General features: G+C 39.1%; 28 protein-coding genes and 2 pseudogenes. 17 read left to right on the forward strand and 13 right to left on the reverse strand.

What is annotated here, in order from left to right; all coding sequences use genetic code 11:
* Position 1: 1 nt before the first annotated feature.
* The 3 genes from H6G59_RS20500 to purL form a co-directional block, all read right to left on the reverse strand.
* On the reverse strand, positions 2-289 hold the full coding sequence (locus H6G59_RS20500; protein WP_190717737.1) for a glutaredoxin family protein: 288 nt from the start codon (positions 287-289) through the stop codon (positions 2-4).
* 381 nt (positions 290-670) lie between these two features.
* The gene (gene purF, locus H6G59_RS20505) at positions 671-2,131 is read right to left on the reverse strand and encodes an amidophosphoribosyltransferase (protein WP_190717739.1); all 1,461 of its coding nucleotides are present in this window, start codon (positions 2,129-2,131) and stop codon (positions 671-673) included.
* A 305-nt stretch (positions 2,132-2,436) separates the two neighbouring features.
* A complete protein-coding gene (purL, locus tag H6G59_RS20510) occupies positions 2,437-4,848 on the reverse strand; it encodes a phosphoribosylformylglycinamidine synthase subunit PurL (protein ID WP_190717741.1) in 2,412 nt (803 codons plus the stop codon).
* A gap of 148 nt (positions 4,849-4,996) precedes the next feature.
* Here purL and H6G59_RS20515 point away from each other — a divergent pair, with 148 nt between their 5' ends.
* Complete coding sequence (locus H6G59_RS20515) at positions 4,997-5,233, forward strand: hypothetical protein (protein ID WP_190717743.1); 237 nt, start codon at positions 4,997-4,999, stop codon at positions 5,231-5,233.
* Positions 5,234-5,241: 8 nt separating this feature from the next.
* Here the strand turns inward: H6G59_RS20515 and H6G59_RS20520 are convergent, their stop codons facing one another.
* From H6G59_RS20520 to H6G59_RS20530, 3 genes are read right to left on the reverse strand one after another with little or no spacing between them, the layout of a single operon-like run.
* Positions 5,242-5,454 carry a type II toxin-antitoxin system HicB family antitoxin gene (locus tag H6G59_RS20520; RefSeq protein ID WP_168493294.1) on the reverse strand — a complete coding sequence of 71 codons (213 nt, stop codon included), beginning with the start codon at positions 5,452-5,454 and terminating at the stop codon, positions 5,242-5,244.
* A complete protein-coding gene (locus H6G59_RS20525; RefSeq protein WP_339327987.1) occupies positions 5,454-5,693 on the reverse strand; it encodes a type II toxin-antitoxin system HicA family toxin in 240 nt (79 codons plus the stop codon). Before H6G59_RS20525 ends, H6G59_RS20520 begins: the two co-directional genes overlap by 1 nt.
* Positions 5,694-5,710: 17 nt before the next feature.
* Positions 5,711-6,679 carry a lipase family protein gene (locus H6G59_RS20530; protein ID WP_190717745.1) on the reverse strand — a complete coding sequence of 323 codons (969 nt, stop codon included), beginning with the start codon at positions 6,677-6,679 and terminating at the stop codon, positions 5,711-5,713.
* A 96-nt stretch (positions 6,680-6,775) separates the two neighbouring features.
* On the opposite strand from H6G59_RS20530, the gene H6G59_RS20535 reads away from it, so the two are divergent.
* The 5 genes from H6G59_RS20535 to H6G59_RS27125 all read left to right on the forward strand — a co-directional run bounded on the left by H6G59_RS20535 (position 6,776) and on the right by H6G59_RS27125 (position 9,193).
* Positions 6,776-6,988 carry a hypothetical protein gene (locus tag H6G59_RS20535; RefSeq protein ID WP_190717747.1) on the forward strand — a complete coding sequence of 71 codons (213 nt, stop codon included), beginning with the start codon at positions 6,776-6,778 and terminating at the stop codon, positions 6,986-6,988.
* Positions 6,985-7,389, forward strand: a complete 405-nt coding sequence (locus H6G59_RS20540; protein WP_190717749.1) for a putative toxin-antitoxin system toxin component, PIN family — start codon at positions 6,985-6,987, stop codon at positions 7,387-7,389. The genes H6G59_RS20535 and H6G59_RS20540 overlap by 4 nt, the downstream gene beginning before the upstream one ends.
* A 286-nt stretch (positions 7,390-7,675) precedes the next feature.
* Entirely contained in the window at positions 7,676-7,924 is a 249-nt protein-coding gene (locus H6G59_RS20545) for a colicin E3/pyocin S6 family cytotoxin (RefSeq protein ID WP_190717750.1), read from the forward strand.
* An 82-nt stretch (positions 7,925-8,006) separates the two neighbouring features.
* Entirely contained in the window at positions 8,007-8,270 is a 264-nt protein-coding gene (locus H6G59_RS20550) for a DUF7683 domain-containing protein (protein ID WP_190717752.1), read from the forward strand.
* 179 nt (positions 8,271-8,449) lie between these two features.
* Positions 8,450-9,193 carry a hypothetical protein gene (locus H6G59_RS27125; RefSeq protein ID WP_242038935.1) on the forward strand — a complete coding sequence of 248 codons (744 nt, stop codon included), beginning with the start codon at positions 8,450-8,452 and terminating at the stop codon, positions 9,191-9,193.
* 61 nt (positions 9,194-9,254) lie between these two features.
* On the opposite strand, the gene H6G59_RS20560 is transcribed toward H6G59_RS27125, so the two are convergent.
* The 3 genes from H6G59_RS20560 to apcD all read right to left on the reverse strand — a co-directional run bounded on the left by H6G59_RS20560 (position 9,255) and on the right by apcD (position 11,632).
* On the reverse strand, positions 9,255-9,629 hold the full coding sequence (locus H6G59_RS20560) for a DUF2887 domain-containing protein (protein WP_339327988.1): 375 nt from the start codon (positions 9,627-9,629) through the stop codon (positions 9,255-9,257).
* Between the two features lie 55 nt (positions 9,630-9,684).
* Positions 9,685-10,326 (reverse strand): hypothetical protein, encoded by a 642-nt coding sequence (locus tag H6G59_RS20565; protein ID WP_242038936.1) that lies wholly within the window; start codon positions 10,324-10,326, stop codon positions 9,685-9,687.
* An 820-nt stretch (positions 10,327-11,146) separates the two neighbouring features.
* Complete coding sequence (gene apcD, locus H6G59_RS20570) at positions 11,147-11,632, reverse strand: allophycocyanin subunit alpha-B (RefSeq protein WP_190717754.1); 486 nt, start codon at positions 11,630-11,632, stop codon at positions 11,147-11,149.
* Positions 11,633-11,814: 182 nt separating this feature from the next.
* On the opposite strand from apcD, the gene rlmD reads away from it, so the two are divergent.
* Together rlmD and H6G59_RS20580 are read left to right on the forward strand one after the other, a co-directional pair.
* Entirely contained in the window at positions 11,815-13,194 is a 1,380-nt protein-coding gene (gene rlmD, locus H6G59_RS20575; protein ID WP_190717756.1) for a 23S rRNA (uracil(1939)-C(5))-methyltransferase RlmD, read from the forward strand.
* Between the two features lie 411 nt (positions 13,195-13,605).
* Positions 13,606-14,055, forward strand: coding sequence for an ATP-binding protein (locus tag H6G59_RS20580; protein ID WP_016951442.1), 450 nt, complete (start codon positions 13,606-13,608; stop codon positions 14,053-14,055).
* A 101-nt stretch (positions 14,056-14,156) separates the two neighbouring features.
* Here the strand turns inward: H6G59_RS20580 and H6G59_RS20585 are convergent, their stop codons facing one another.
* Together H6G59_RS20585 and H6G59_RS20590 are read right to left on the reverse strand one after the other, a co-directional pair.
* Entirely contained in the window at positions 14,157-14,429 is a 273-nt protein-coding gene (locus H6G59_RS20585; RefSeq protein ID WP_190717837.1) for a hypothetical protein, read from the reverse strand.
* Positions 14,407-14,667, reverse strand: a complete 261-nt coding sequence (locus H6G59_RS20590; protein WP_190717827.1) for a DUF6439 family protein — start codon at positions 14,665-14,667, stop codon at positions 14,407-14,409. Before H6G59_RS20590 ends, H6G59_RS20585 begins: the two co-directional genes overlap by 23 nt.
* A gap of 115 nt (positions 14,668-14,782) precedes the next feature.
* Between H6G59_RS20590 and H6G59_RS20595 the strand changes: the two genes are divergently transcribed.
* The 3 genes and pseudogenes from H6G59_RS20595 to H6G59_RS20605 form a co-directional block, all read left to right on the forward strand.
* A complete protein-coding gene (locus H6G59_RS20595; protein ID WP_190717759.1) occupies positions 14,783-15,151 on the forward strand; it encodes a sll0565 family protein in 369 nt (122 codons plus the stop codon).
* 95 nt (positions 15,152-15,246) lie between these two features.
* On the forward strand, positions 15,247-16,638 hold the full coding sequence (gene asnS, locus H6G59_RS20600) for an asparagine--tRNA ligase (RefSeq protein ID WP_190717761.1): 1,392 nt from the start codon (positions 15,247-15,249) through the stop codon (positions 16,636-16,638).
* Positions 16,639-16,890: 252 nt separating this feature from the next.
* Positions 16,891-17,262: pseudogene (locus tag H6G59_RS20605) on the forward strand (Uma2 family endonuclease); the annotation flags it as partial.
* A 451-nt stretch (positions 17,263-17,713) separates the two neighbouring features.
* Here the strand turns inward: H6G59_RS20605 and H6G59_RS20610 are convergent.
* Together H6G59_RS20610 and H6G59_RS20615 are read right to left on the reverse strand one after the other, a co-directional pair.
* Complete coding sequence (locus H6G59_RS20610) at positions 17,714-18,391, reverse strand: response regulator transcription factor (RefSeq protein WP_071190900.1); 678 nt, start codon at positions 18,389-18,391, stop codon at positions 17,714-17,716.
* Positions 18,392-18,727: 336 nt separating this feature from the next.
* Complete coding sequence (locus H6G59_RS20615) at positions 18,728-18,880, reverse strand: hypothetical protein (protein ID WP_190717839.1); 153 nt, start codon at positions 18,878-18,880, stop codon at positions 18,728-18,730.
* Between the two features lie 552 nt (positions 18,881-19,432).
* Between H6G59_RS20615 and groES the strand changes: the two genes are divergently transcribed.
* From groES to H6G59_RS20645, 6 genes and pseudogenes are all read left to right on the forward strand, one after another.
* Positions 19,433-19,744 (forward strand): co-chaperone GroES, encoded by a 312-nt coding sequence (gene groES, locus H6G59_RS20620; protein WP_016951426.1) that lies wholly within the window; start codon positions 19,433-19,435, stop codon positions 19,742-19,744.
* A 128-nt stretch (positions 19,745-19,872) separates the two neighbouring features.
* Positions 19,873-21,510 carry a chaperonin GroEL gene (groL, locus tag H6G59_RS20625; protein ID WP_190717763.1) on the forward strand — a complete coding sequence of 546 codons (1,638 nt, stop codon included), beginning with the start codon at positions 19,873-19,875 and terminating at the stop codon, positions 21,508-21,510.
* Positions 21,511-21,675: 165 nt separating this feature from the next.
* A complete protein-coding gene (locus H6G59_RS20630; protein WP_190717765.1) occupies positions 21,676-22,116 on the forward strand; it encodes a hypothetical protein in 441 nt (146 codons plus the stop codon).
* A 386-nt stretch (positions 22,117-22,502) separates the two neighbouring features.
* Positions 22,503-24,833, forward strand: coding sequence for a MinD/ParA family ATP-binding protein (locus tag H6G59_RS20635; RefSeq protein ID WP_339327989.1), 2,331 nt, complete (start codon positions 22,503-22,505; stop codon positions 24,831-24,833).
* Between the two features lie 18 nt (positions 24,834-24,851).
* Positions 24,852-25,147: pseudogene (locus H6G59_RS20640) on the forward strand (DUF4351 domain-containing protein); the annotation flags it as partial.
* A 116-nt stretch (positions 25,148-25,263) separates the two neighbouring features.
* Positions 25,264-26,103, forward strand: a complete 840-nt coding sequence (locus tag H6G59_RS20645) for an urease accessory protein UreD (RefSeq protein ID WP_190717769.1) — start codon at positions 25,264-25,266, stop codon at positions 26,101-26,103.
* Positions 26,104-26,130: the final 27 nt, after the last annotated feature.

Genomic DNA, 26,130 nt, shown 5'->3' on the forward strand with positions numbered 1-26,130 from the left:
CCTATTCTGCATTATTTTTTTCTGAATTGGACATATATTTACACAGGATTTGTTCCAATTGCTTGACACTAGCACGAGGAGAAGGACGGGGTACAGGATGTTCAACCTCTGCTTCATCTTGAATTACATACAGTACAGGTATTTCATACTGATATTTACCGAACCAATCTTCACGAGTTGTAATATCCCGAATTTCCAACTCGAAACTAGGATTTTGGATTTTTTCAAGCTTTTCTTGCAAGCCTTCGCACAAATGACAACCGGGTTTACTGTATAAAATTAATCGCATAGGCTAGTAATTAAATTTAACGAAGAGACGCGGGGACGCGGAGATGGGGTGATGGGGGGATCTGACAAGGGTAGGTTTTTAATATTATCTGTTAAGGCAGGACTAGGAAGACAAGGAGGGAAAGTAGACAAGGAAGATTTTCTCCGCACAATGGTCTTTTTGTTACTAAGAGAATATGATTTTGTACGTGTTTCCTCCCTTGTCCACTGTCCTTCCTTGTCCCCCAAGTCTTGCCCTCACGACAATGTAAAATACCTACCCTTGTGAGGATGGGGGGATGGGGTGAAATAATGATCTACTACCCCCTGCCTCCTGCCTCCTGCCCCCTGCCTCCTGCCCCCTGCCTCCTGCTTTTGTGATTTACTGAGTTTTGAAGAACAACTAAACGCCGATTTTTTCCAACATCAATTTAGAACGTTTCACCTGTTCTGGAATAGCCACCGGATAATCACCAGTAAAACAAGCAGAACAGAAATTATTAGTATCTTCTTTGGTTTCTTCCAACATTCCTTCCCAACTCAGATAAGCAAGGCTATCAACTTCTAATTGTTTCGCAATTTCTGCCACTGATTTAGTCGCAGCAATTAATTGATCCTGAGTATCGGTATCAATCCCATAGAAACAAGGATGAGTTACAGGAGGTGAAGAAATTCTCATGTGTACTTCCACCGCACCGGCTTCACGCAGGGTTTTGACGAGTTTACGGCTGGTAGTACCCCGCACAATGGAATCATCGACAATGATCACTCTTTTATCAGCTAACACATCTTTGAGAGGGTTGAGTTTCATCCGCAAACCTAATTCACGCATGGCTTGTGTCGGCTGAATAAAGGTGCGTCCAACGTAGCGATTTTTAATTAGTCCTTCACCGTAGGGAATACCCGAAGCTTGGGAAAAGCCAATTGCAGCAGGTATACCAGAATCAGGAACTCCAAAAACTATATCGGCATTTACAGGGGATTCTTTGGCTATTCTCCGTCCTAATCGCATCCGATAACTATATAAAGTTTCGTTGTGCATGAGGCTATCAGGACGGGCAAAATAGATCATTTCAAAGATACAGAGTTTGCGTTCTGGCTGTTGACTCCAATGGAAGGACGCTAAACCGGCTTCGGTGATCCAAACTAACTCTCCTGGTTCGACATCTCGCAGGTATTCTGCACCAATAATATCTAACCCGCAAGTTTCGGAAGCGAGTACGTAACGCACAGGATCACTATCTAAAGTGCCTATGACTAAGGGACGAATCCCATGAGGATCACGCACACCCATCACACCTGTAGGTGTGCCAATAACTAGGCTAAATGCACCTTCACAACGTTTAAAGGCGCGGATAGAACCTTCTAACCAATCTGCACCGGCGTTGACTTCTTGTGCGATCGCATAAGCAATCATTTCTGAGTCGGTTGTGGTGACTAAGTTAACATTACTCTTGACTAATTCTTCTCGCAGTTCTACTGTATTGACTAAGTTACCATTATGTGCTAATGCTACTGAACCTAAGCGAGTCTCTACCACAGCGGGTTGGGCGTTAACTTTGCGACTAGAACCCGTGGTTGAATAACGTGTGTGACCTACAGCTAGATTACCGGGTAACTCATCTAAAATGTTTTCATTAAAGACTTGAGATACCAAACCCATATCTTTGTGTTGGTGTACTACCTGACCCTCAAAGGTAGCAATACCAGCAGATTCTTGACCCCGATGCTGAAGGGCATACAATCCAAAGTAGGTCAATTTAGCAACGTCTTGTTCTGGGGCGTAGATGCCAAAAACACCGCAAGCTTCTTCTGGCTTGTCAGGACGGTATTCATCCGAGGTAACGGAATTAATGGGAATCATGCTGGTTTTGCTCCTGGTGGGGTGTCGAGTCAATGGGAACTGGGAACTGAAAACTGGTGATTGGTGATTGGTGTTGGCGGTAGCCTGCCGTTAGGCATATGGGAATTGGGAATTGGGAATTGGGTAATTTTATTTCTTCTTTCTCCTGAACTCCTGACTCCTGTACGGGTGAACGGCCGTTCGCCCCTCCTGACTCCTGCTTCTTAACAAATCTTTAACCATCCATTAAAACAGTACCGTAAATTGGTTAAGGATCAAGTATGAATTGTAAATATTAATGTTCAATCCTTGATTTTTGATGTCGATTAGGTATTGGTGTAGATAGCGAGACGTTTAGAGATAGCTAAAGAATAGCGATCGCTCATATCTTCGAGACTAACTTTGAGCAAGCTGTGATTATCTGCGGTTACAATCTCCAAATTCCCTGAATTAGCGACTGTTCCCAGTTTTTGCCAATTTCCTGTCAGATGTTCCTGTAAATAGGATTCCCAAATTTCTTGGTTTTCTCCACTTACAGAAACTAAAATTCTCGCCCCACCTTCACCAAACAGAAGTTCATCAAATCGTAAATGATGCTGGTTTTGTTTTTGGGCGGTAATTGGGAAATTAATTTCAGCCCCCAAATTTCCAGAAAGACAAGATTCCGCTAAAGCCACAGCCACACCACCTTCAGCCGAATCATGGGCAGAATTTACCCAACCAGCACGAATACCATCACGACAAGCTTTTTGTACAGTGCGTTCTAAATCAAAATCAACTCTAGGGGGTTTACCTGCGATCGTATTATGAATCGTTGCTAAATATTCAGAAGCACCCAATTCAATTGTAGCCCCACTGCTTTCTAAGGGGGGTTGGGGGGATCTCAATTGAATTGCTAAACCCAGAAGATAAATTACATCCCCGACATTTTTCCAACCTTGACCACAAATTTTCGTTAAATCAGGAATCAACCCCACCATACCCACAACCGGAGTCGGATAAATTGGTTGGGGATTACCTTCCGCATCAAAAGTTTCGTTGTAGAGAGAGACATTCCCACCAGTTACCGGCGTTCCCAACTCTTTACAACCTTCACTCAAACCCCGACAAGCCGACGCTAATTGCCAATAACCAATCGGTTTTTCTGGGCTACCAAAATTGAGGTTATCGGTCACAGCCAAGGGTTCAGCACCCACACAGCTAAGATTGCGGGCAGCTTCAGCCACTACTGCCTTTGCCCCTTCATAGGGATCAAGATAAACATAACGAGAATTACAATCTACCGTAGCCGCAACACCGGATTTTAGATTTTCGATTTTGGATGTCAGATTGGGGGTTTCTTCTAAAGGCCGGAGACGCACCACAGCCGCATCTGCACCACCGGGTAACAATACCGTATTATTCTGAACTTGATGGTCATATTGACGATAAACCCAGCTTTTAGAAGCAATGGTGGGAGTATCTAGCAAAGTCAATAAAATCTGATTCCAACTTTGCAAACTTCCCTCAATTTCAATACCCGCAGCATTGCAAACAGGTAAACTAGTACTTGTCCATTGCCAAGCTTTTTGTGCATATTCGGGCGGTTCTGTCAATAATTCTCTTTCATACAAAGGCGTATTTTCCGCCAAAGCTTCAGCAGGAATTTCCGCAGCAATTTTCCCCTGAAACCAAATCCTGACAATGGGTTCTTCAATTACTGTCCCTGCCACAACGGCTTGCAGTCCCCAACGATGGAAAATATCAATTAATTCCTGTTCTCGTCCCTTTTCGGCTACAAACAACATTCGTTCTTGAGATTCCGAAAGCAGGTATTCATAGGGAATCATTCCCAATTCCCGCACCGGAATTTTATCTAAATCGAAGTCAATACCAACTCCACCTTTAGCAGCCATTTCTGAAGTTGAACAGGTGATACCAGCCGCACCCATATCTTGGGCAGCAACCACAGCCCCAGTTTTAAATGCCTCTAAACAAGCTTCAATTAAGGACTTTTCTAAAAATGGATCTCCTACTTGCACAGCAGGACGGTTATCCATTGATTCATCAGTTAATTCGGCACTGGCGAAACTTGCCCCGCCCATACCATCCCGTCCGGTGGTTGAACCCACATACAGCACGGGATTTCCGAAGCCTGAAGCCCCTGATTTGACAATTTCCGGCGTTTCCATCAATCCCAAGGCCATGACGTTGACAAGGGGATTTCCAGAATAAGCGGGGTCAAAATAAACTTCACCACCAACAGTGGGAACCCCAACGCAGTTACCATAATGGGAAATTCCCGCAACTACACCTGTAAACAATCTTTGGGTTTTTGGATCATTCAAATCACCAAAGCGCAAAGAATTTAATAAAGCTATGGGACGCGCCCCCATTGTAAAGATATCTCTTAATATACCACCTACTCCGGTTGCAGCACCTTGGAATGGTTCAACGGCGGAAGGGTGGTTATGGGATTCTATTTTAAACGCTAATTGTAGTCCGTCGCCGATATCCACAACTCCAGCATTTTCACCGGGGCCAACGAGAATGCGGGGGCCTGTGGTGGGAAACTGTTTGAGTAATGGGCGGGAATTTTTATAACAGCAATGTTCTGACCACATTACGCCAAACATACCTAGTTCGGCTTTGTTGGGATGACGACCTAAGCGGCGGACAATTTCGGTATATTCTTCTGGTTTTATGCCTTCTGAGGCTATTTCTTGGGGAGAAAAGGGATTTTCGGAAATGGTGGTCATGGAAGCTTATGCACCAAGAGGACAGAGAAATATTCTATCTGTTTACGGCAATTAAGATCATGGATTTCTTTTTAATCTTGTCAATAAATTATCAATTATAAAGTTATTCATAATGTTATAATGTGACCAGTTTTTACCCTGTATTTTTATGACATTGACAGAAATTTTGCCATCACTGCGAAAATTATCTGATCAAGAAAAAATCAAAGCTATTCAATTTTTAGCCGCAGAATTAGCTAAAAACGCAGAAAATTTAGCTTTTCTTGAAGATGGTAAAACTTATGAAATTTGGTCACCTTATGATGCTTTTTCAGCAGAAAAAACTTTAACTGATATGTTGCAACAGCATTTACAAAAAGAAATAAATGACCAGGTTATAAATTAGATTTCTACTTAAATTAAAACTTCAACTTCTTGAGCGATACTTGTAGGTTGAGGAATTGGTAAACCTGACTCTATTAAACCTTCTATATGAAATTCTATGGACTCTACAATTAGTTGTTGGACTTCTGCTAATGTTTCAGCCACAGCTATACAACCGGGTAAGTCGGGAACATAAGCACCATAGCTAGTATTTCCTTTTTCAATTACTACTGTATAACGCATTATTCTTCCTCCAATTGTGCTTGTTTCCATATACTTTTTAGTGTACCAATTGGTACGTCAATATTAGGTTTACCGGAAACTGTAACTGTACCAAGTTTATGAGGATGTTTAAACTGTCGGTGACTTCCTCTAGTTCTTGCTAAATACCAACCATCAGCTTCTAGTCGCTGAATCACTACTCTTACTTTCATATTAACATCTATCTGTACAGGTGAAATTTCTGTTATAGATTTTCTCATCTTTTATAATTTCTATTTTACTCCTCATCATCATCCAAATTTGAAATATAAGGTGGAAGTTTACCAAAACTAATTCTTTTTACATATTTAATGGCGCGATGTTCCTCTAATGAGGTTTGAATTAAGGTGTTTATTAACAACCGAAATTTATTAACATCTGCTTGAGATGGTGATTTTAATTGTGAAGCTAATAAACTGGAAATTTGCAGTATCAACTTAATATTAGGTAAGTTAGTTTCGGTTTGTTCAATGATTTCATACTTTTTATTAAGACAATATTCATTACCTATATGAGAATAATCAGCCAGTGTTTTTAATAGTTCTGGTTTCCAATTAATAATTACTTGTTTTATTCCTGGGATTCTATTTAATAAAACAGCGATGATTTGCGGTAAGTTAGGAATGAAATCACCGATATTTCTAAATCTATATATGAGAGTATCAAGAATTAATTCTATTGTGCTAACTGGTGGTGTGCCAAATGTATAAGTTTCTAAGGTATAAGGTGCAATAGGTTTTAATTCGGTTTCACTAATTCGTTTAGTAATTAATGTAGCCGCAGCACCGCCTAAACTATGTCCAGTGACGAAAATATTTTTGTTGGCATTTTCTTGTCTTTGAATAAAGTCTTGTAATTGTTGCCAGAAACTTTTAACATAAAGATTAAAACCGGAATGAATTGCTTCTGAATTTGGGAATGCAAGTAAGTTAAAGAAGTAATCATCTAATCTTTCTGTACCTCTAATAGCCATGACAATATCATTGTCTGTGGATAGGAGTAAACCACAACAAACTAATTCATCGGTATCACTCAAAGGACGTGATGCTGAGATAAATTCTATGGTTTGATATGGTGGAAAAAATGATGGAGAACCTGTTTTTAGGATATTGCTAACTATATCATTTCCTTGTTTATAGGCGACGTAAGCGAGTTGAGAAATACAAGCCATTTCTAGGGTGCGTTGTCTGTCGGTAGATGTTTTCATGTTGGTTAAAGAATTAGATTTTTGATTTTATTTCTGCAAAATAGATATGGTAGCCTGATTTACTGTATAATTAACTATGTAGCTCGCTGATAAAATATGCAAGATACCCTAACCATTGCCATTACACCAGAACTAAAAGCAGCACTTTTAGAAATTACCCAAACTGAAGGTATATCTGCTGATAGTTTAGTCGGTAAAGCTATTGAAGACTATATTTTTACTCACAAATTCCGTGCATTGCGTTCGTATTTGATGAAAAAGAATGAAACAGTTTACACAGATGAGGAAATTTTTGAGATAATTTCATGAAGCTAGTTATAGATACCAATGTTTTGATTGCTGCTTTTATTGCTAAAGGGATGTGTAGTACAGTTGTTGAACACTGTCTAATTGTGCATTCTCCCATTACTTCAGATTTTATTCTCAATGAATTACATGAAAAACTGACAGTAAAGTTTAAATACTCTCCTAAAGATGCGGGAGAGGTGATAAATTTATTGCGTTCTAGAATGCAGGTTGTAATACCTACACCGTTAAATGTGCCTGTCTGTCGTGATACAGATGATGATATGATTTTAGCAACTGCAATTACTGGAGAGGCAGTTTGCATTATTACAGGTGATAAAGACTTACTAATATTGAAAATGTTTGAATCAATTAAAATTATTGATCCAAAGGAATTTGCTGCTTCTGAAGAAATGCTGAGGTAAAGTTCTCTATCCATTTTAAATATTTCTTTTAAGTATATTTACGTAAAAGCTAAACTCGGAACATTCTCAATTGTATTTTCAGGTAGAAGCAGTGAGCTAGATATAAATGTATGTTTACTTATATGAAAAGACCAAAATTTATGTTACTATAATTACGCTTAGTAGCTTTTTCAAGTAAGCCTACTATTTCCCTAATGTGTCTTCAAAATTTACTCCCTTCAATACTCTCCTCAGTATAGAGATGGGTATCAAGGATTAATTATAATACACTATTAAGGAAATTAGTATGAGTTATGTTCCCGCTCCAAAAACTCTTGAAGCCTTTCCACAAGCTAAACTAGTTAAAAGTAGAACACCCGTACAAGGAGGCGGCACATTACGAAAAAGATGGGAGGATAAAAAGTATATATATGAGTGGGATTCTAGACATGGTTTAGTTGAAAAGTATGATAAACGAGGTAATCATCTGGGAGAGTTTGATCCTGTAACAGGAGAAAAAATAAACCCTAGAGTAGCTTCTCGTAGAATCATTTAACAAAATTGGGGGCTTTATGCCCCCATTATCTAAAAATTAGATTTAATATTAAATTGAGTAATGAGTATTAGGAGAGTGAGTAATGAGTATTAGAACACATAAACCATTAGTTCAAAGAGTTGTACGTTGGTATGCTAAATATGGCAGTGATCTTGTAGGAGAGAAAGTTTTGAATAATGTAAATCTTCCTAACCTCCAAAATTTATTTAGAGTGGAATCAAATAATCCTATGTATGATTGTTATCCAATTAAGTCTTTTGAACAAAAAAATTATATTGAAAAAACTTTTAGTTTTAAGCTAAACACACAGGCATACGATTATTTTATAGAATGTGATGCTATCTAAATGTGTAAAGCTGATTTATATTTTTATTTTCTAACTTCATCATTTTTATCTATTGATTAGGTGCATTTTACAAATTTAATATCTCATTATTTAACGTTATTCAATTAATTGAACAGGTAGCCCAAGATATCAAATTTGAACAACATCGCACGGTTTTAATTAGAGCCTATGGTTTATTTGTGCAAGCTATAAACCGTTTACGTTCAGCTATACAATTACAAGATATTAGCCGCAGAAATGCAGAAATTGACGCTGCTAGAGGAATGTTATTTGAGGCTTTAGCAGATTATACTAATCCCCATTTATTAGCAGAAACCTGTGCGCCTGGACAACTGCGGCGGTTAGAATGTTCTTGGGCTATTGAACAAGCAATTATTATCACTTATCAAGTGCAAAATGAAGTTTCGGCAGTAAGCGATCGCTTGCACCAACTCCAAACTAAAATATGTGAAGATGCCCATACTGTAATTAATCAATGTGAATCCCACGACGAACTTGATTTTCTCTTTCCTGAACTTACCCGCATTCATAATCATGATTTAGTAATCATCGAATCATGGCAAAATCATGTAGATTGGGTAAAATCTCTACCTCCAGCAGAATTAAAACTTTTAAATAGTGCTGATTTCAACAATTCCGAAACAACCCAAACTATAACTAATTCAGAAATACCACTAGAACAAATCAGCTATGAAACCATAGCCGAAAAATCTCATTTTTATTCATTACGTGATCAATTATTATTTATGTTTGCTCCAGAATTACGCCGGGAGTATGAAAATTATGTCAGTCAACAAGCTGCAAATTCTGGATACAGAACATTAGTTACATCTAATTTACAACAAGCATCAGATTTAACAGTTGCTAATCTTTTTCACTATTTTAATATTAGAAATGAATCACAGGAAGAAGTAAATCAATAATCAACTTTTGAAAATGTTAAAAAACTGCTCAGTAAAACTAATCACTTTCCATTTATTCTAACTACTCCGAAGGAGTTTCATCAACAGATTTTTCCGCGACTTTCCTCACCGCTTCAATATCCACACCTAAATTTGCGGCTATTTGTTCCACAGTCAAACCTAACTGCAATAACAGCGGTACTGTTTCTAACTTACCTTCTAACTTACCCGCTACGTTTGCTTCCTCCGCAACTTCTCGAAAATACCGTGTTTGCTTTAATTCATCTAGAGTAAACATTGCTTCAATCTCCTGACGAGTTAAATTACTTAATTTATAAACTAAGATCGTCTCTAACAATTCTAGAACTTTTTGCCTTTTACTGGCATCAGTTAATTGTTGTCGGGATTTTTGGATTAACTGTTTGGTATGATCAATCGCAGTTTCCTGTTTTTCCACAACTAGTTGATATTTTGTATATTTACTTGAAAAAATACTACGGTTTGTATTGACCTTACCTACCTATTTCTAGATTTTTCAAAATTAAATCTGCTCTTGGACTAAAGCCATCACCATATTCTACCGGCAAATGAGTGATGACATAGAAAGCTTTACCTTTTTGTTCTCCAATGTAAACAGCACCCACTATATTTTTACCTTGGCTGAAAACAATTCTTTCTTTCGCCCAGGCATATTTGACATTATTACTCCGGCTCACAACCCGCCATTTATTAGATGCAATTAAACCATTTTTGCCATTCACAAAGTTTCTAACTTGTCCGAGAGTTTTTAAATAATTCAAAAAGGCAAAATGAATATATGCATTCTCATTTTTTTTACCACCAAAGTTAGCAATAAACCTCACTCCGCTTCCTTCTCCAGAACTGCTTTCTGTAACTAAAAAATCCTTTTCAGGAAAGTAGGTAGTTAATAAATTGCTATATTTATATAGTCTGAGTTTAACGGGAACTTTTTCACCTTCGACGGTAATTGTGGCAGTTTTGGTAGGCGGTTTATCGGCTTGAGAATTATCTCTAGTTAAAAGTGCTGTTTGGGTAGTTGTGAGGGTGTTTTCATGCTTCTGTGGCATAGCACAAGCAATGGATACGCCTAGAAGCATTATTCCAGCGGTTAATCTCATTAAATTCAGCTTCATTTTATATCCCAAGTATTTAGTATTAACTTAAATAAAAGAAACAGACACAGAGGGAAACTCTGATGCTGAGAACCTTTCAAATGCGGAGTTTGGGTATTCAACCCAAGTTATCCTCCCGAGAGTAAACGCTCTGCGTCTTCTTGATCAGAGTTGACTGTTGGATCTGAGCAACTGTTCCTAACTCAATAATGTTGACGTATTTTTATATATCAATAAAATGCTAAATACAATACATTTTATCTGTAATTTTTACGTGATTTTCATCACTAGTATTTATGATTAGAATCACACGTATTCATGATTAAGATCGTCTCTTTATAATTAGCAAATTGGCATAATTCAGTACAACTGAACTCTAGCCGAGTCATTAATAGGGAACACATCAAGTGCCGACAGCCTTTTACAGGATTGTTGGCTTTTTATTAATGGTAATTCTAAACAATTAAAAATAATTCGTAATTCGTAATTCGTAATTCGTAATTCGTAATTCAGTTTTTCAACGGGGAAGCAAGCTAAGGGTAACGTCCCGTAGGTAAAGCTCACTTGAGCCGCTGACGCTGATTCAGTCGAACGCTTGTCAAAACTCACGGCGGAAGCCTGTCACTTGTCATATTACAAAAATAAGGCTAATGGTCGTTGAATAGGGATTTTGATCAAATATCCCCACAATCGGTTAATAACTTGACACATAATTTGCCATAGCCACTACCAAGTGTGGGGACAAGATGATCACATGAAGAAATTTATTGCCATCAAGTGCTAACGTCTGATAACTCTAGTAGACTCAAAATCCACTGGGAGAACCAGCACAGGCTTTATATCAGGACATCGCTTGAATGATGTAATCAAAGTAAGGCGCTGTTTCGGCGGCATCTTCAGCACTCAATAAATCCAATGATGCTTGCTTCAGGGAAGTGATAGCTTCAACCATTCCAGGAACAGGAACGCCCAGAGAGTTGTACATTTCCCGCACGCCTACTAAACCAATCTTTTCAATTGGTTCTTTATCGCCAGCAAGTACACCGTAGGTAATCAGGCGCAAGTACCAACCGAAATCACGGATACACAAAGCACGTTGTTTTTCACCGTAAGCATTACCGCCGGGGGCAATAAAGTCAGGACGCTTCTGCCAAAGTTTTTTGGTGGCTTCTTGGACTATCTTTTTTTCATTTTCGGCGAGGGTAGTAACGATTCTTGTGCGTTGTACACCAGTTTCCAAAAATTCTTTAATACTCTTGAGTTCGCCACTACTGGGGTAGCGCAGTTCGTCATCGGCTTGGAGAATAACTTGGCTAATTACAGTCATGATTATTAAGCTGTTACGCGAAATATTATTTGCTAGTTTAACTAGTTAGAGGTACAGAAGTGAAGGGTGTGAGAAGATAGGGATGGGAACTGGGGATTGGGGATTGGGGAAAATTAAGGAAGTAATTGTAATAATTCTTCAATCACCAAATCCAAAATCGAAAATCCAAAATTGAATGACTAATGACTAATACAGCTTGGCGACAGGGTGAAGTAATTGAAGTTGATATTTCTGATTTGAGTGATACTGGTGATGGCGTGGGACGCTTTGATCAGCGTGTGGTCTTTGTTCCAGACACTGTTAGGGGCGATCGCGTGCTGGTGAGATTATTACAAGTTAAACCAAAATATGCTTATGGTAAACTGGAGCAGATAGTCCAACGCTCTCCAGGACGTATCCGACCAAGTTGCATTGTGGCTGATAAATGTGGTGGCTGTCAGTGGCAGCATATTAATTATGATTATCAGTTAATAGCCAAGCGTAATCAGGTGATTCAAGCATTAGAACGTATTGGCGGGTTTGTTCAACCACCTGTAGACCCTGTATTGGGGGCTGATTCATCCTTAGGTTATCGGAATAAAGTTACCTATCCTCTGGGTGTCTCAGCGACAGGCCAAGTGCAAGCTGGTTATTACCAAAAAGGTAGCCACCAATTAATTAACTTAAATCAATGTCCAGTCCAAGACCAACGCTTAAATCCCATGCTGGCTGAAGTCAAGCAGGATATCCAAAAGCAAGGTTGGTCAATTTACAACGAACGTCGTCACCAAGGGCAAATTCGCCATCTGGGTTTACGTATTGGTCGTCGGACAGGTGAAATGCTGCTGACTTTGGTGGTGAAGGATTGGAAATTACCCAGAATTGAAAGCCAAGCCGAAGAATGGTTGCAGCGATATCCCCAATTGGTAGGAGTGTCACTGAATCGGAATAGCGATCGCACAAATGCTATCTTTGGCAACGAAACTCGTTGTGTTGCCGGAGTTCCTGCCCTGCGCGAAATATTTGCTGGGCTAGAATTTCAAGTACTCCCAGATACATTTTTTCAAGTATCCACCGAAACAGCAGAAGCCCTATTAAAGGTAATTCAGTCAGAACTCAATCTTCAAGGTCATGAAGTTCTGGTCGATGCCTACTGCGGCATTGGGACTTTAACCTTGCCTTTAGCGAAACAAGCCCGGCAAGTTACAGGCTTGGAAGTGCAATCAGCAGCCGTAGAACAGGCTATTTCCAATGCCCAACATAACGGGATTAATAATGTTACATTTCAAATAGGAGCAGTGGAGAAAATCCTGCCAGATTTGGGGATTATACCAGATGTTGTATTACTTGATCCGCCACGTAAAGGATGTGAAGCTAATGTCATCAAAACTTTACTTGACTTGAAACCATCTCGGATTGTTTACGTCAGTTGTAAAGTAGCTACCCTCGCCCGTGACCTTAAATTACTTTGTAAAGATGGAATATACACTCTTACCAGAGTACAGCCCGCTGATTTATTTCCCCAAACCGCTCACGTCGAAGCTGTCGCTTTTCTGGTATTATCACCTTTGGCTCAAAGTTAGCGAATTCTTTACAAAAACCCAAATGAAAAATTTGTAGTCTAGTGCATAGTACTAATGCTAAGATCTAATTAGGCTAAAAATAGAAATTCTTTTTTTACATTGAAGTTGCATAGGCTCTTAAAAAGGTGAATTAGATTGCGTAAATTATAAAGAGGCAATTAAATAGAGTATTTCCATACTCATTCAAATTAATAGCAACTTAAAAGTTGTTAAATGCATTAGTCAAGATAATTACAGCCAATTTTGAACCAAGCAATTCTAACTTATGTTTAGAGTCAATGCTCCCCAGCATTTTCAAAATTTAGTTTTACAGACGCTAGTTTGAAAGCAGCATGACCACCTCAATTTTTATCAGGGTGCCTGTGACAGCAAACTGATGTCTAGCTAACTAAAAGCTACGGGGTTTCTCTTGTGATTACCATTTCTCTTCGTCCAGTTGGACGTTCTTGGGGTACTATTAGTTTTGCCTCGACTCTTTATCTTTGTCCCATATTAGATTTACTATTGGCAGAAGTTCCCGCCAAATTACAAGCAGAGTTGCGGCTAGGACTTCAAGAAGCCCTAGTAAACGCAGCTAAACATGGAAATAATCTTGATCCCGGTAAATTAGTAGTAGTGCGTTTTTCCTTGATAGATAATCAATATTGGTGGATCATTTCCGACCAAGGTAGTGGATTTACACCTTTACCGGATTTCGATAGCGATCCCACAGACTATTTACCACCAGATGAAGCCGAAAGTGGTCGCGGAATGTCTCTTCTTCATCAAATTTTTGATCAGGTAGAATGGAACCGCAAAGGAACAGAATTAAGGCTTTGTAAGCAATTAGAAACCCGTCGTTTACTATCTTTACGACGATGAAGGCAGAAGGCAGGAGGCAGAAGGCAGGAGGCAGGGTGCAGTAAATCATTATTTCACCCCATCTCCCCATCCTGACAAGGGTAGGTTTTTAATATTATCTGTTAAGGCAGGACTAGGAAGACAAGGAGGGAAAGTAGACAAGGAAGATTTTCTCCGCACAATGGTCTTTTTGTTACCAATAGAATATGATTTTGTACGGTTTTCCTCCCTTGTCCACTGTCCTTCCTTGTCCCCCAAGTCTTGCCCTCACGACAATGTAAAATACCTACCCTTGTGAGATCTCCCCATCTCCCCATCTCCCCATCTCCCCATCTCCCCATCTCCCCATCTCCCCATCTCCCCATCTCCGCGTCACCTTTTCCCGTGACTTTCACAAGGAGGGGCTGAAATGGACTTATCTAGCCAACCAATAGCCTGTTCTAGCCTTACCTGTGCCTCTTGTGGCTGGTTTTTAACCAAAAACACCATCGCGGCGGCTACCTGTTCACTAGCGCGGGAATTGCGGTTAGACTTGAGACGATGCCAATCATCAGGAGAGATACTTAGTCTTTCCATCAGGGCTTGTGCCAGTTCTAAAGTGCTAATTTCATTCAGTTGACTGGTTTGAGACATTTGAGACATAAGACTAAGTGCTGAGTGCTAAGTGCTGAGTCAAAAGTTTTTAGTTCAGAATCTTGACTAATGACCAATGACTATTGATTAATTATCCTAGTTTACTAGTTTGTCGATGAAGCCGCCTAAACAATCAACTCAACCGTCACCAGAGGAAAATCCCGAAGCAGATTTTGCACAAGAACTGGAAGAAGTGGAAAATTCGCTTTTATTATTGAAAGAACGGTATGCCCAAGTGCAAAGGGATCAAAAACAAAAGGCACAATGGCAACAAGAACTAAAGAATCTCAAGCAAAATAAGCATCAGCACCCAGGAATTAAAACAGAGTTAAAACGCATTCAACAACAATTGGAAGCCTTAGAAATAAATTTAGAAAGCCAGTTGTTTTCTTGGACTAGTCTAAAAAGACCTTTTTGGCAAGTAGTCCGCTTTGGGGGAATGGGAGTTATTATCGGTTGGTTATTAAAATCTTGGGTTGGGTAGTTCTAATTTGGGATTGTAAAATTATAATTGGCTTAATTGTTAATTTTTCTTAAAATAAAAACTATACACTTCTGACAAAATACAAGTTGTAGAAAATGGTAAATCGCCGAATTGCAGAAATATTAAAAACTGGTCAACCTGAAGAGTCTTTAGTAGTTCAAGGTTGGGTAAGAACAAAACGCGAATTAAAAGGTTTTGCATTTTTAGAACTTAATGATGGTTCTTCATTAGGTAATTTGCAAATTGTCATTAATCAAGATTTACCAGACTACGAAGGAATCTTAAAACAAATCAATACTGGTGCTTCTGTAGAAATAACAGGTGTACTTGTCGCTTCCCAAGGAAAAGGACAGCGAATAGAATTAAAAGCTGATAGCGTTAAAGTCTACGGTGATGCTGATCCCGATACCTATCCTCTGCAAAAGAAACGCCATTCCTTTGAGTTTCTACGCACCATTGCACATTTGCGTTCTAGAACCAACTCTTTTGGTGCAGTATTCCGGGTGAGAAATGCTTGTTCAGCAGCTATTCACAAATTCTTCCAAGAAAAAGGATTTTTGTGGGTACATACTCCCATTATTACCGCTAGTGACTGTGAAGGTGCTGGGGAATTATTTAGCGTTACCAATTTGGATTTAAAGAATGTTCCCCGCAGCAAAAATCAAGAAATTGATTATAGCCAAGACTTCTTTAGTAAACCAGCTTATTTAACAGTAAGTGGACAATTAGAAGCCGAAATTATGGCGATGGCGTTTACTAACGTCTACACATTTGGCCCCACATTCCGCGCCGAAAATTCTAATACTTCTCGTCACTTAGCAGAATTTTGGATGGTTGAACCAGAAATGGCTTTTTGTGATTTAGAAGGTGATATGGATTTAGCGGAAGAGTTTCTGAAATATATCTTTAAATATGTATTAGAAACCTGTCCAGAAGACATGGAATTTTTCAATGAACGGATTGATAAAACTGTATTAGAAACTGCCAATAACATTATTAATAATCAATTTGAAAGATTGACTTATACAGAAGCAGTTAAACTTTTAGAAAAAGCTGATGTTAAATTTGATTATCCTGTTAGTTGGGGTGCAGATTTACAATCAGAACATGAACGCTATTTAGCAGAACAACTGTTTAAAAAGCCTGTGATTGTGACTGATTATCCCGCTCAAATCAAAGCCTTTTATATGCGGTTGAGTGACGATGAAAAAACTGTCCGCGCTATGGATATTCTTGCACCGAAAATAGGCGAAATAATTGGCGGTTCACAACGGGAAGAAAGACTTGATGTGTTAGAAAAACGGGTATTAGCCCAAGGTATGAACCCGGAAGATTTGTGGTGGTATTTAGATTTGCGTCGTTATGGTACTGTTCCCCATGCTGGTTTCGGTTTGGGGTTTGAAAGATTGGTGCAATTTATGACGGGAATGGGAAATATTCGAGATGTCATTCCGTTCCCGCGTACACCACAAAGCGCAGAGTTTTAATTGTAGGGTGGGTTAGGACGGTAGTCCGTAACCCACCATAAACTTCAGGATAATGGTGGGTTACGCTGTCGCTAACCCACCCTACGGTTTTAGGTGGGAATAGTCGTAGTTTTTATGTTCCGCGTTTTTATCTTCCGCAGAACGAAAGAACCGCCAAAGAAACCAAACAGCCCGATTAAAGAATTGAATTCAAAGGGAACAGCAGCAGAAACAGGAGTAGCATTAATCTCGAAGCTGTTGAAGCCAACATTTATGAAAGCCAGAATCGAATCTTTAAATAGATTTTTTTATCCTGATATCATGGTAACTTGCGACCAACGTGATCAAGAAACACCAGGATATAAAAGATTTCCTTGTTTAATAATTGAAGTTTTATCTGATTCTACAGAAGCATTTGATAGAGGAGATAAATTCATCGATTATCAAACTTTAGGAAGTTTACAAGAATATATTTTAATTAATACGAAAAAACCGAGAATCGAATGTTTCCGACGCAATGATGAAGGACTTTGGGTGTTACAGTCTTATGCGGGAGAACAAGCATCATTTCAATTACAAAGCATTAACTTTGAAGGAACAATGACGCAACTTTATGAAGATGTAAATTTTCTTCCTCCAGGGTAATTGGCTAAAATTAACCATCTACTTGGTGTTATCTCAAGTCCGGTTATTTACAGGTTATTTTTAAATCACCTGTATTCATGGTGCAGCAAATGTAATTCTTTATATACGTATATGTAAAAGACTGACTTTTAATTAATTCTCTGTTCTATGGAAACTTATCAAGCCCCAATCCACTATATTCCCTTGGTTGTTGCGGAAATTAGGAGATTTAAGTGGGGTGATGTAGTGATATTTTTAGGTGATATCCGGGTTGGAAGATAAGAGTTAAGGACTGTATCATAAAATATGAATTATGAAGTTTGAATTTAGAAAATCCAAATTTGACTTCACAATTCATAATTTATGAGCTTTCAGGCTGAATGCAAAAGAAAAATTCTAGTTTTGAGTTTTGAGTTAGGACACTGTAACTCAAAACTCATAACTTTAAAATTTCACCAAATCAGCAGTGGGTTTAAGCCATTTGATTTTCAATTGCCCAACGCGCTAGTTCGGTGCGGTTGTGGAGATTGGTTTTACCCAACATATTGGATACATGGCTTTCAACAGTACGCTGACTGACATTTAATTCTTCAGCGATTTCCCGGTTAGCTAAACCTCTGGCTACAAACTGAACTACTTTCAGTTCTGTTGGGGTTAACTGCACATCGAAGGGAACCTGGATACGGGAACCGTTTTCCCCTCCCTTTGTCTGGTGTTCTTTCCAACGGATAGTTTGCTTAAGTGAGGATTCTACTTGTGCTACGAGTTCTTCTGGTTCAAAGGGCTTGACCATGTACACGTCAGCACCTTTGTTCAGACCTTTAACTCGGTCTGCGCTTTGTCCCTTAGCGGAGAGGAAAAGAACAGGTATCCAACTAGTACGTTCGTTTTGCCGGACTTGTTCAACGAAAGTATATCCGTCCATTTCCGGCATCATCACGTCACAGATGATCATGTCTGGAACTTCATGTTCTAAAATTTCCAGAGCTTCTCGTCCATTTTCGGCGGTGATGACTTCGTATCCCCGGAATTCTAAGTAATCCTTCACCAGCAAGATGAGGTTAGGGTCATCGTCAATCAATAGAAGTCGTTTGTGATCTTTCATGCTGGGCTCTTTCATAGCAGTGGCACTTGTCGCGCTTCGATCCATCAAGGTCTTGAATAGTTATCCTCTATGGTGGATTATGGAGATGCTTTTTTTTCCCACTTAACTTGCCCTTGCTGCCTCGAAGTCTAAAAAGTGACGGTCACTTTCAATCTTATTAGTAGCTGGATGGCAAAAGTCCAGTAAGGGTACGGAGAGCAACAGTATTTATAATGCGCTATTATACATGGCTTTGAAAGGGGCGGGCTAAAAAAGATTGATAAAATCAAAATTCTTTTGGTTGACAACTTCAGTATTGGCTGAAGATGATCCTAGTTCAAAACTAACCCGCACTTTCATTCGCTGACTGCTGCTCTATTATATCCTTTGGATGTTAAGCCTCTATTTCAGAGGTTTACGAGAAACAGGGTAAGTTTCTGGCAAAGGATGGGTCAAAAATGCATATCCTTCAACCACCACCATTCTGCCGATTAAGTGTTCTTGGATGATCCGCTCGTCGGACTTCCGGTTTCGTTTGGCTATACCAGACCCCATCTGGGTAAACTACCATTATCTGCCTAGAACAACAAACACGCAAGCAGTTGGATTTAGTTCTGAAGATGCAAATGGGATGACGAAGAAAGCATTTGGTTGAGAGGTGGCTCCTTGAGTGGCTCTTGCAAGCATTTCCCGGATTCCAGACTAGCTTGTTTTAACCAGGAGTGAGCAACCATCTGCTCAGAAAAAACAGAAAGCTGTTTGGTGAATATTTGCCAGTTCTAGATTGTCCAAACAATGACTTGAGGTTTTAAGTTCCACAGTTTTAGTAGTTTTGGGGATTGGACGGCAATGTTACTCATTAAGCGGCTCCCTGATTACAGTTCTATAACAATTTGCCAGCTTTGCAAATAAAGTTGTCCATATAAAAATATTCATTACCTACGCAACAAAACCTGACAACTATACTAATTAAGTATAAATACTTAAGTACAGATGCGGTTTCTTAGTTCGGGAACCCGTACACCTGGAATTATTGCCATTAGACGCTGCACTTCGGTAAATTAGCACTCAGGAGTCGAGAGTGCTAACAAGGCAAGAAAAATTTTTATGGCAGCTGTATCTCTAAGCGTTTCTACAGTTCAACCTTTGGGCGATCGCGTTTTCGTAAAAGTGACCGCCGCTGAAGAAAAGACCGCAGGTGGTCTGTATTTGCCAGACACCGCTAAGGAAAAGCCCCAGGTAGGGGAAGTAGTAGCCCTTGGTCCTGGCAAGCGTAATGACGACGGTAATCGTCAAGAAATGGAAATTAAAATCGGCGATAAGGTGCTGTACTCCAAGTATGCAGGCACTGACATCAAGCTCGGTACTGAAGAATATGTACTGCTTTCTGAGAAGGATATTCTAGCAGTCGTGATCTAAAAGGGTGATGAGGGGTATGAGGTATGTAGGGACTGGAAAAAGTTTTCCCCTATGACCAATTACCAATCCCCAATCCCCAAATTCAAGACAAATTTTAAGTTATTACCTTTACCTGGATTTAGACTTATATGGCAAAGCGCATTATTTACAACGAAAACGCCCGTCGCGCTCTAGAACGCGGTATTGATATCCTAGCTGAGGCTGTAGCTGTTACCCTTGGCCCTAAAGGTCGCAACGTAGTTCTAGAGAAGAAATTTGGCGCACCACAAATCGTTAATGACGGTGTCACCATCGCTAAAGAAATCGAATTAGAAGACCACATTGAAAACACAGGTGTGGCGCTAATTCGTCAAGCTGCTTCTAAGACCAATGACGCTGCGGGTGATGGTACAACCACCGCTACCGTTTTGGCTCATGGGATCGTGAAGGAAGGCTTGCGGAACGTTGCAGCTGGTGCTAATGCGATTTTGCTGAAGCGTGGTATTGACAAAGCATCTGCGTTTTTAGTGGAAAGAATTGCTGAACACGCTCGTCCTGTAGAAGATTCTAAAGCGATCGCACAAGTTGCGGCAATTTCTGCTGGTAACGACGAAGAAGTCGGCAGCATGATTGCTCAAGCAATGGATAAAGTCGGTAAAGAAGGCGTAATTTCCCTAGAAGAAGGGAAGTCTATGACCACCGAACTCGAAATCACCGAAGGGATGCGCTTTGATAAAGGCTATATCTCTCCTTACTTCGCTACTGATGCAGAGCGGATGGAAACGGTTTTCGATGAGCCTTTCATCTTGTTGACAGACAAGAAAATTGCTTTAGTCCAAGACTTAGTTCCTGTACTTGAGCAAGTAGCTCGTTCTGGTCGTCCTTTGGTAATTATCGCCGAAGATATCGAAAAAGAAGCTTTAGCAACTTTGGTAGTTAACCGTTTGCGCGGTGTACTCAACGTTGCGGCTGTTAAGGCTCCTGGTTTTGGCGATCGCCGTAAGGCTATGCTAGAAGATATCGCTGTCTTAACTGGTGGTCTACTCATCACCGAAGATGCTGGTTTGAAGCTGGATACCACCAAGCTAGATAGCCTGGGTAAAGCTCGCCGTATCACCATCACCAAAGACAGCACCACAATTGTTGCTGAAGGTAACGAAGCTCCAGTTAAGGCTCGTTGCGAACAAATCCGTCGTCAGATGGAAGAAACCGAATCTTCCTACGACAAAGAAAAACTGCAAGAGCGTTTGGCTAAATTGTCTGGTGGTGTAGCTGTTGTGAAAGTTGGTGCAGCTACCGAAACCGAAATGAAGGACAAGAAGCTGCGCTTGGAAGATGCTATCAACGCTACCAAAGCTGCTGTAGAAGAAGGTATCGTCCCTGGTGGTGGTACAACCCTAGCTCACCTCGCTCCCCAATTAGAAGACTGGGCTAAGGCTAATCTCAAGGATGAAGAGTTGACTGGTGCTTTAATTGTGGCTCGTGCTTTACCTGCACCTCTGAAGAGAATTGCAGAAAATGCCGGTCAGAATGGCGCTGTCATTGCTGAACGTGTGAAAGAGAAGGATTTCAATGTAGGTTTCAACGCTGCTACCAACGAATTCGTTGATATGTTGGAAGCTGGTATTGTTGATCCTGCGAAAGTAACTCGTTCTGCGCTGCAAAATGCAGCTTCTATTGCGGGAATGGTGTTGACAACCGAATGTATCGTTGTTGACAAGCCTGAGCCTAAGGATGGCGCTCCTGCTGCTGGTGCTGGTATGGGTGGCGGAGATTTCGATTACTAAAATCTTTTCCTAGTTAGTTTAAATAATGGCCGCTTCCGCAAGGGGGCGGCTGTTTTTTTGTGTCCAAATCTGAGTGTTTTCTACGAGCAAATAATGAATTAATAATTTTAAGGAAATGCTATTTAATAATATACTGATATAGCTTAAACGCTAAGTTTCCTAAGTATGGAAGATTACCAAGCTGCTTTTATGCAGCGTCACCTTGATACTGAAATACTATGTAGAAAGGAATCGGAAAGAAGAGTAGCTGCTATGCACTTGGGAGGTATAACCATTGAGTGTTTATTAAAAGCCATGATTTTTGCTACCTTACCAAAAGGCGCAACTCAGGAATGGAAGACTGATACCAATGATCCTGGACATACTATTACTAATCCAAAACATAGCTATATAGAGGCATTAAAACGGCATAATAGACTCAGATCCAGAATTGATAATTTTCCCGAAGTGCGAAAATGGCTGGATGAAGTAGAAAATCCAAATAGCCAAAATTTTATAGATATGCGTTATTCTGGCCTTGAGCCTGATGATGAAAGTTACAAACGCTGGTTAAAAGCCTATCAAAGTCTCAAAGGGTGGTTACAGAAGCAAGCTACTCAACTTTAAAGAGGTGTCAAATGCAGGATAATTGGCAGGTTTTGCTAAAGCAGGAAATTGCAAACCAGTATGTGCATAATTCGCAAGAATGGATTGATTTAAATATTTCTACATCAGGTTTAATAAATCTAACGATTGTGAGTAATGCCTTGGTCAATTTATCCATTCCCCAGCGTAAAGAACAAATTTATAACTTACTTAAATCACAAGTTCCTCATTTATCTCCTGGCTTTATTTCCTTATATACGCTTCAAGAAGCGAAATCACTTAATCTTTCACCACCACAGGTTTTTGATCCAGCATCAATACAAACCTGGCAAGATTTAGCAATTCAAGCTGCAAACCCACAAAATCAATCAACAGCACCTCAGCGCGAACTCAGTCTACCCAGAACAGTGACATTTTATTCCTTTAAAGGAGGAGTAGGACGTACTACAGCATTAACTCATGTTGCTTGGATTTTAGCAATGCGGGGACGTAAAGTTGTAGCTGTAGATTTAGATTTAGAAGCACCGGGATTGAGTACAGCATTTAACCTGAAACCACAACCAAAGTATGGAATTGTTGATTATTTTTATGAACGTTCTTACTTACCGGAAGAAATAAATCCAAAGATTTCAATTGCCGAAATATTTGGTGAAGTGAGAATACCTAATGCTACAGGAAGATTATTTGTTGTTCCTGCTGGTTCTCTAAATCTTGATTATGTTTCTAAGGTTGATGATCTCCATGCTACTACTGTTATTGATGGAGATCAAAGTCTTTGGTCTGTTTTTAAACGTGAAATCTACGAACAATTAAAACCTGATATTCTCTTAATTGATTCAAGAACTGGAATTAATCAATGGGGAGCTTTATCATTAATCCAAGCTGCTGATGAAGCAATTATTTTTCTTTTTCCTAATGAACAAAACAAACAGGGAATAGAACTGCTACTACAATCACTTCAAGGGCTAAAAGATTTATCTATTAATTTTGTTTTTTCTCCCGTACCTGATACTACTAAAATTGGGTTATCTAAAGTAAAACAAATTTGGGAATCATTGCTAAACAGAATAAAGAGGGCAACAAATGATAAGTATGAAACAGATGAAGATGAATCAGATTTAGATAATGCCCAAAATTCAATAGAAGAACTTTTAGTAATTCCTTACCTTTTGCCAGTTGCGTTAGCTGACAGCTATCCTGTACAAGGAACACAAGATTATTACACAAAAATTGCTAACTTGATTGATGAAAAAGCTGATGAAATAAAACGTAGCAATATTTTAAATACTAATACTATAGATGAGCGATGGAATATTATTGAAAGTTTGCAATTTCCTGAAGTAGATGCTGATGCTGCGGATCAGAAACAAGATTTGAGTTTGTTATTTCAGCGCACCACTGATTTTGAAAAATTTTTAGACAATACAACCTGCCTAATTAGAGGACGAAAAGGAACAGGTAAAACTGCGCTGTATTTGCTTTTTCTAAAACACAAAAGTGTTGCTCAAAAATTAGCACACGGACGGTTGGATAATACTATATTTTTGTCGGCACATGGTAGATTTAAGGATAGTCGCCCATCTCGTGATGAATTCCAATTTATCCATCAAAATTTGCAGCCAAAAAATGGCACATGGGAAGCTTTCTGGAGAGCTTATTTACTGCTTAGATGTCATCAAGAAAATTTATTTCAGTTCCCGAAAGGTAAAAAAGGTGAAAAATTTATTGAATTGAAACGAATTATCAATAATTTACCTAGAGAAACATGGCAGTCTGAATGTACTCAAGCTTTGTTAGAATTATCTACTAATTCTGAACTACGTCTCATAATCAAAGATGCCATCAACATTCTTCTTAATGAAGAAGCTAAAAATAATTCTCAAAAACTGTGGTTTCTTTACGATGATTTAGATGAAGATTTTCCTGAAACAGGAGGAGTGAGGCAACAAGCACTAACTGGCTTATTTCAATTAGTTCAATCTTGTGATGCAAATAGATTAACAGAAATTAGGTTTAAAATTTTCTTGAGAGAAGATATATGGAATCGTTTAAGTTTTGACAATAAAAGTCATTTTACTGGACGAGATATTATCTTACAATGGGCTAAGATTGATTTTTTACGATTAGCACTTCGTCAAGCGATACAATCTGACCCTTTCAAAAATTTAGTTGACCGAGTTGCTCCTATTCCTATTGAAAGTATTGATCAAGCTAGTGAAGAGGCGATTGATAAAGCATTAGAATTACTTTGGGGAAGTCGTCGCCGAGGCGGAAATAGAGCTAAAAATGTATCTCGATGGGTTTATGAACGATTAACAGATTCAAGTGGTACTACTTTTCCTAGAAGTTTAAGTATATTACTCAAAGGAGCAAAAGAACAAGAACTAACCTATAAAGGGAAATCATCAATCAAACTTCGTACAGACCGCCTACTTCAAGGAAATTCTCTGGAATTTGGATTGAAAAAAGCATCAGAAAAACGCTGCGAAGAAATTAAAGAGGAATATCCTGATTTAATTAAATTTTTTGATTCTCTCAAAAATGTATCAGCTTTCTTGGAAAAAGAACCATTACAAAGAATATGGCAAGACTCAGCAAATGATATAGCAGACTTTGAAGAGTTCGCTTCTTTTTTAAGTGAGATTGGTATTATTGAATGGCGCGGAAAAGAGCAACGCTATAAGGTTGCTGATATCTATGCATATGGTTTTGGAATGGATCGTAGAGGTGGAGTATAAGAATATTTTTAACTTTATATTGCTGGTTGTATAGAAGTTCTTGCAGGTTTGCGGTTTGAAAAAGATTTGGTTCGTCAATTTCTCCAGGAGGATATTATGAAAGAGTCAGTAATTTATCAAGATATCGTTCAAAAAGAAGCATTGAAAATGATTAGTCGTCAGATAAAAAACGTTTTGGTGATGTTAAGGATTCATTAATAACATAAATTAGAGATTTATCTGCTGACGATTTAGAAGATTTGGGAGAAGCATTATTTGATTTTTCGGAAGTTACTGATTTGGTAACTTGGTTAAACACAAAAGTGAGCAATTAATAAAGTTTTGGCAATAGTATTTTTTAGAGACGTTATATACCACGTTTCTACAGATTTAATAATATTTGTATTTTGAATGATAAAGTTAAAATCAGGCAAACTTTATCCATTTATCAATGATTGTTAACAGTCCAATAGATAAAAATTGGCATGGAAAACTTAACTTAGTCTATGCTAATCACCAAGATTCTACGCAGTTAATTTATAACCACCAGCAAGCGCCATTTAAAGTACAACGCCCCTTTTACCCAGAAGGACAAGAAGTTTGCCATAGCGTTATTTTACACACGGCTGGGGGCATTGTGGGGGGCGATCGCTTATCTTCCGAAATTCACCTCGAAAAAAATTCCCAAACATTAATCACCACAGCCGCTGCTGGTAAGGTATATCGCAGTAACGGCTTACCCGCAAAACAAACCGTAAATATCCAAATTGATGCTAATGCTTGTTTAGAATATTTACCGCAAGAAACGATTTTATTCAACGGTGCTGTTTATCGCCAAGATTTAAAAGTAAATTTAGATACCAATTCTAGCTTTATTGGCTGGGAAATTACACGGTTGGGAAGGAGTGCGAGGGGAGAAAAGTTTTTAGAAGGAGAAATGCGATCGCACACCGAAATCTGGCAAAATGGTATTCCATTGTGGATTGATAAACAAATCATACCCGGTAGCGAAGAAGTATTTCACAGTCCCCACGGGTTAGCGGGAAACCCCATTGTTGGTACTCTAGTTTGGGCAGGAAGTCCCATTCCCGGAGAAATCATTGACAAAGCCCGTTCTTTAATCATTCACAACTCTGGGGCTGGAGTAACTCGCTTACCACATGGATTTTTGTGTCGATATCGTGGTAATTCTACATCTGAAGTCAGAAATTGGTTTACAAATATTTGGCAAATTTTACGAGTATCTTTGTTAAATCGTGGTAATTGTATTCCCAGAGTCTGGCAAATATAAACTAACCACTCCAGGCAGAGAGGACAG

Source organism: Anabaena lutea FACHB-196 (assembly GCF_014698305.1).
Classification (GTDB): domain Bacteria; phylum Cyanobacteriota; class Cyanobacteriia; order Cyanobacteriales; family Nostocaceae; genus Anabaena; species Anabaena lutea.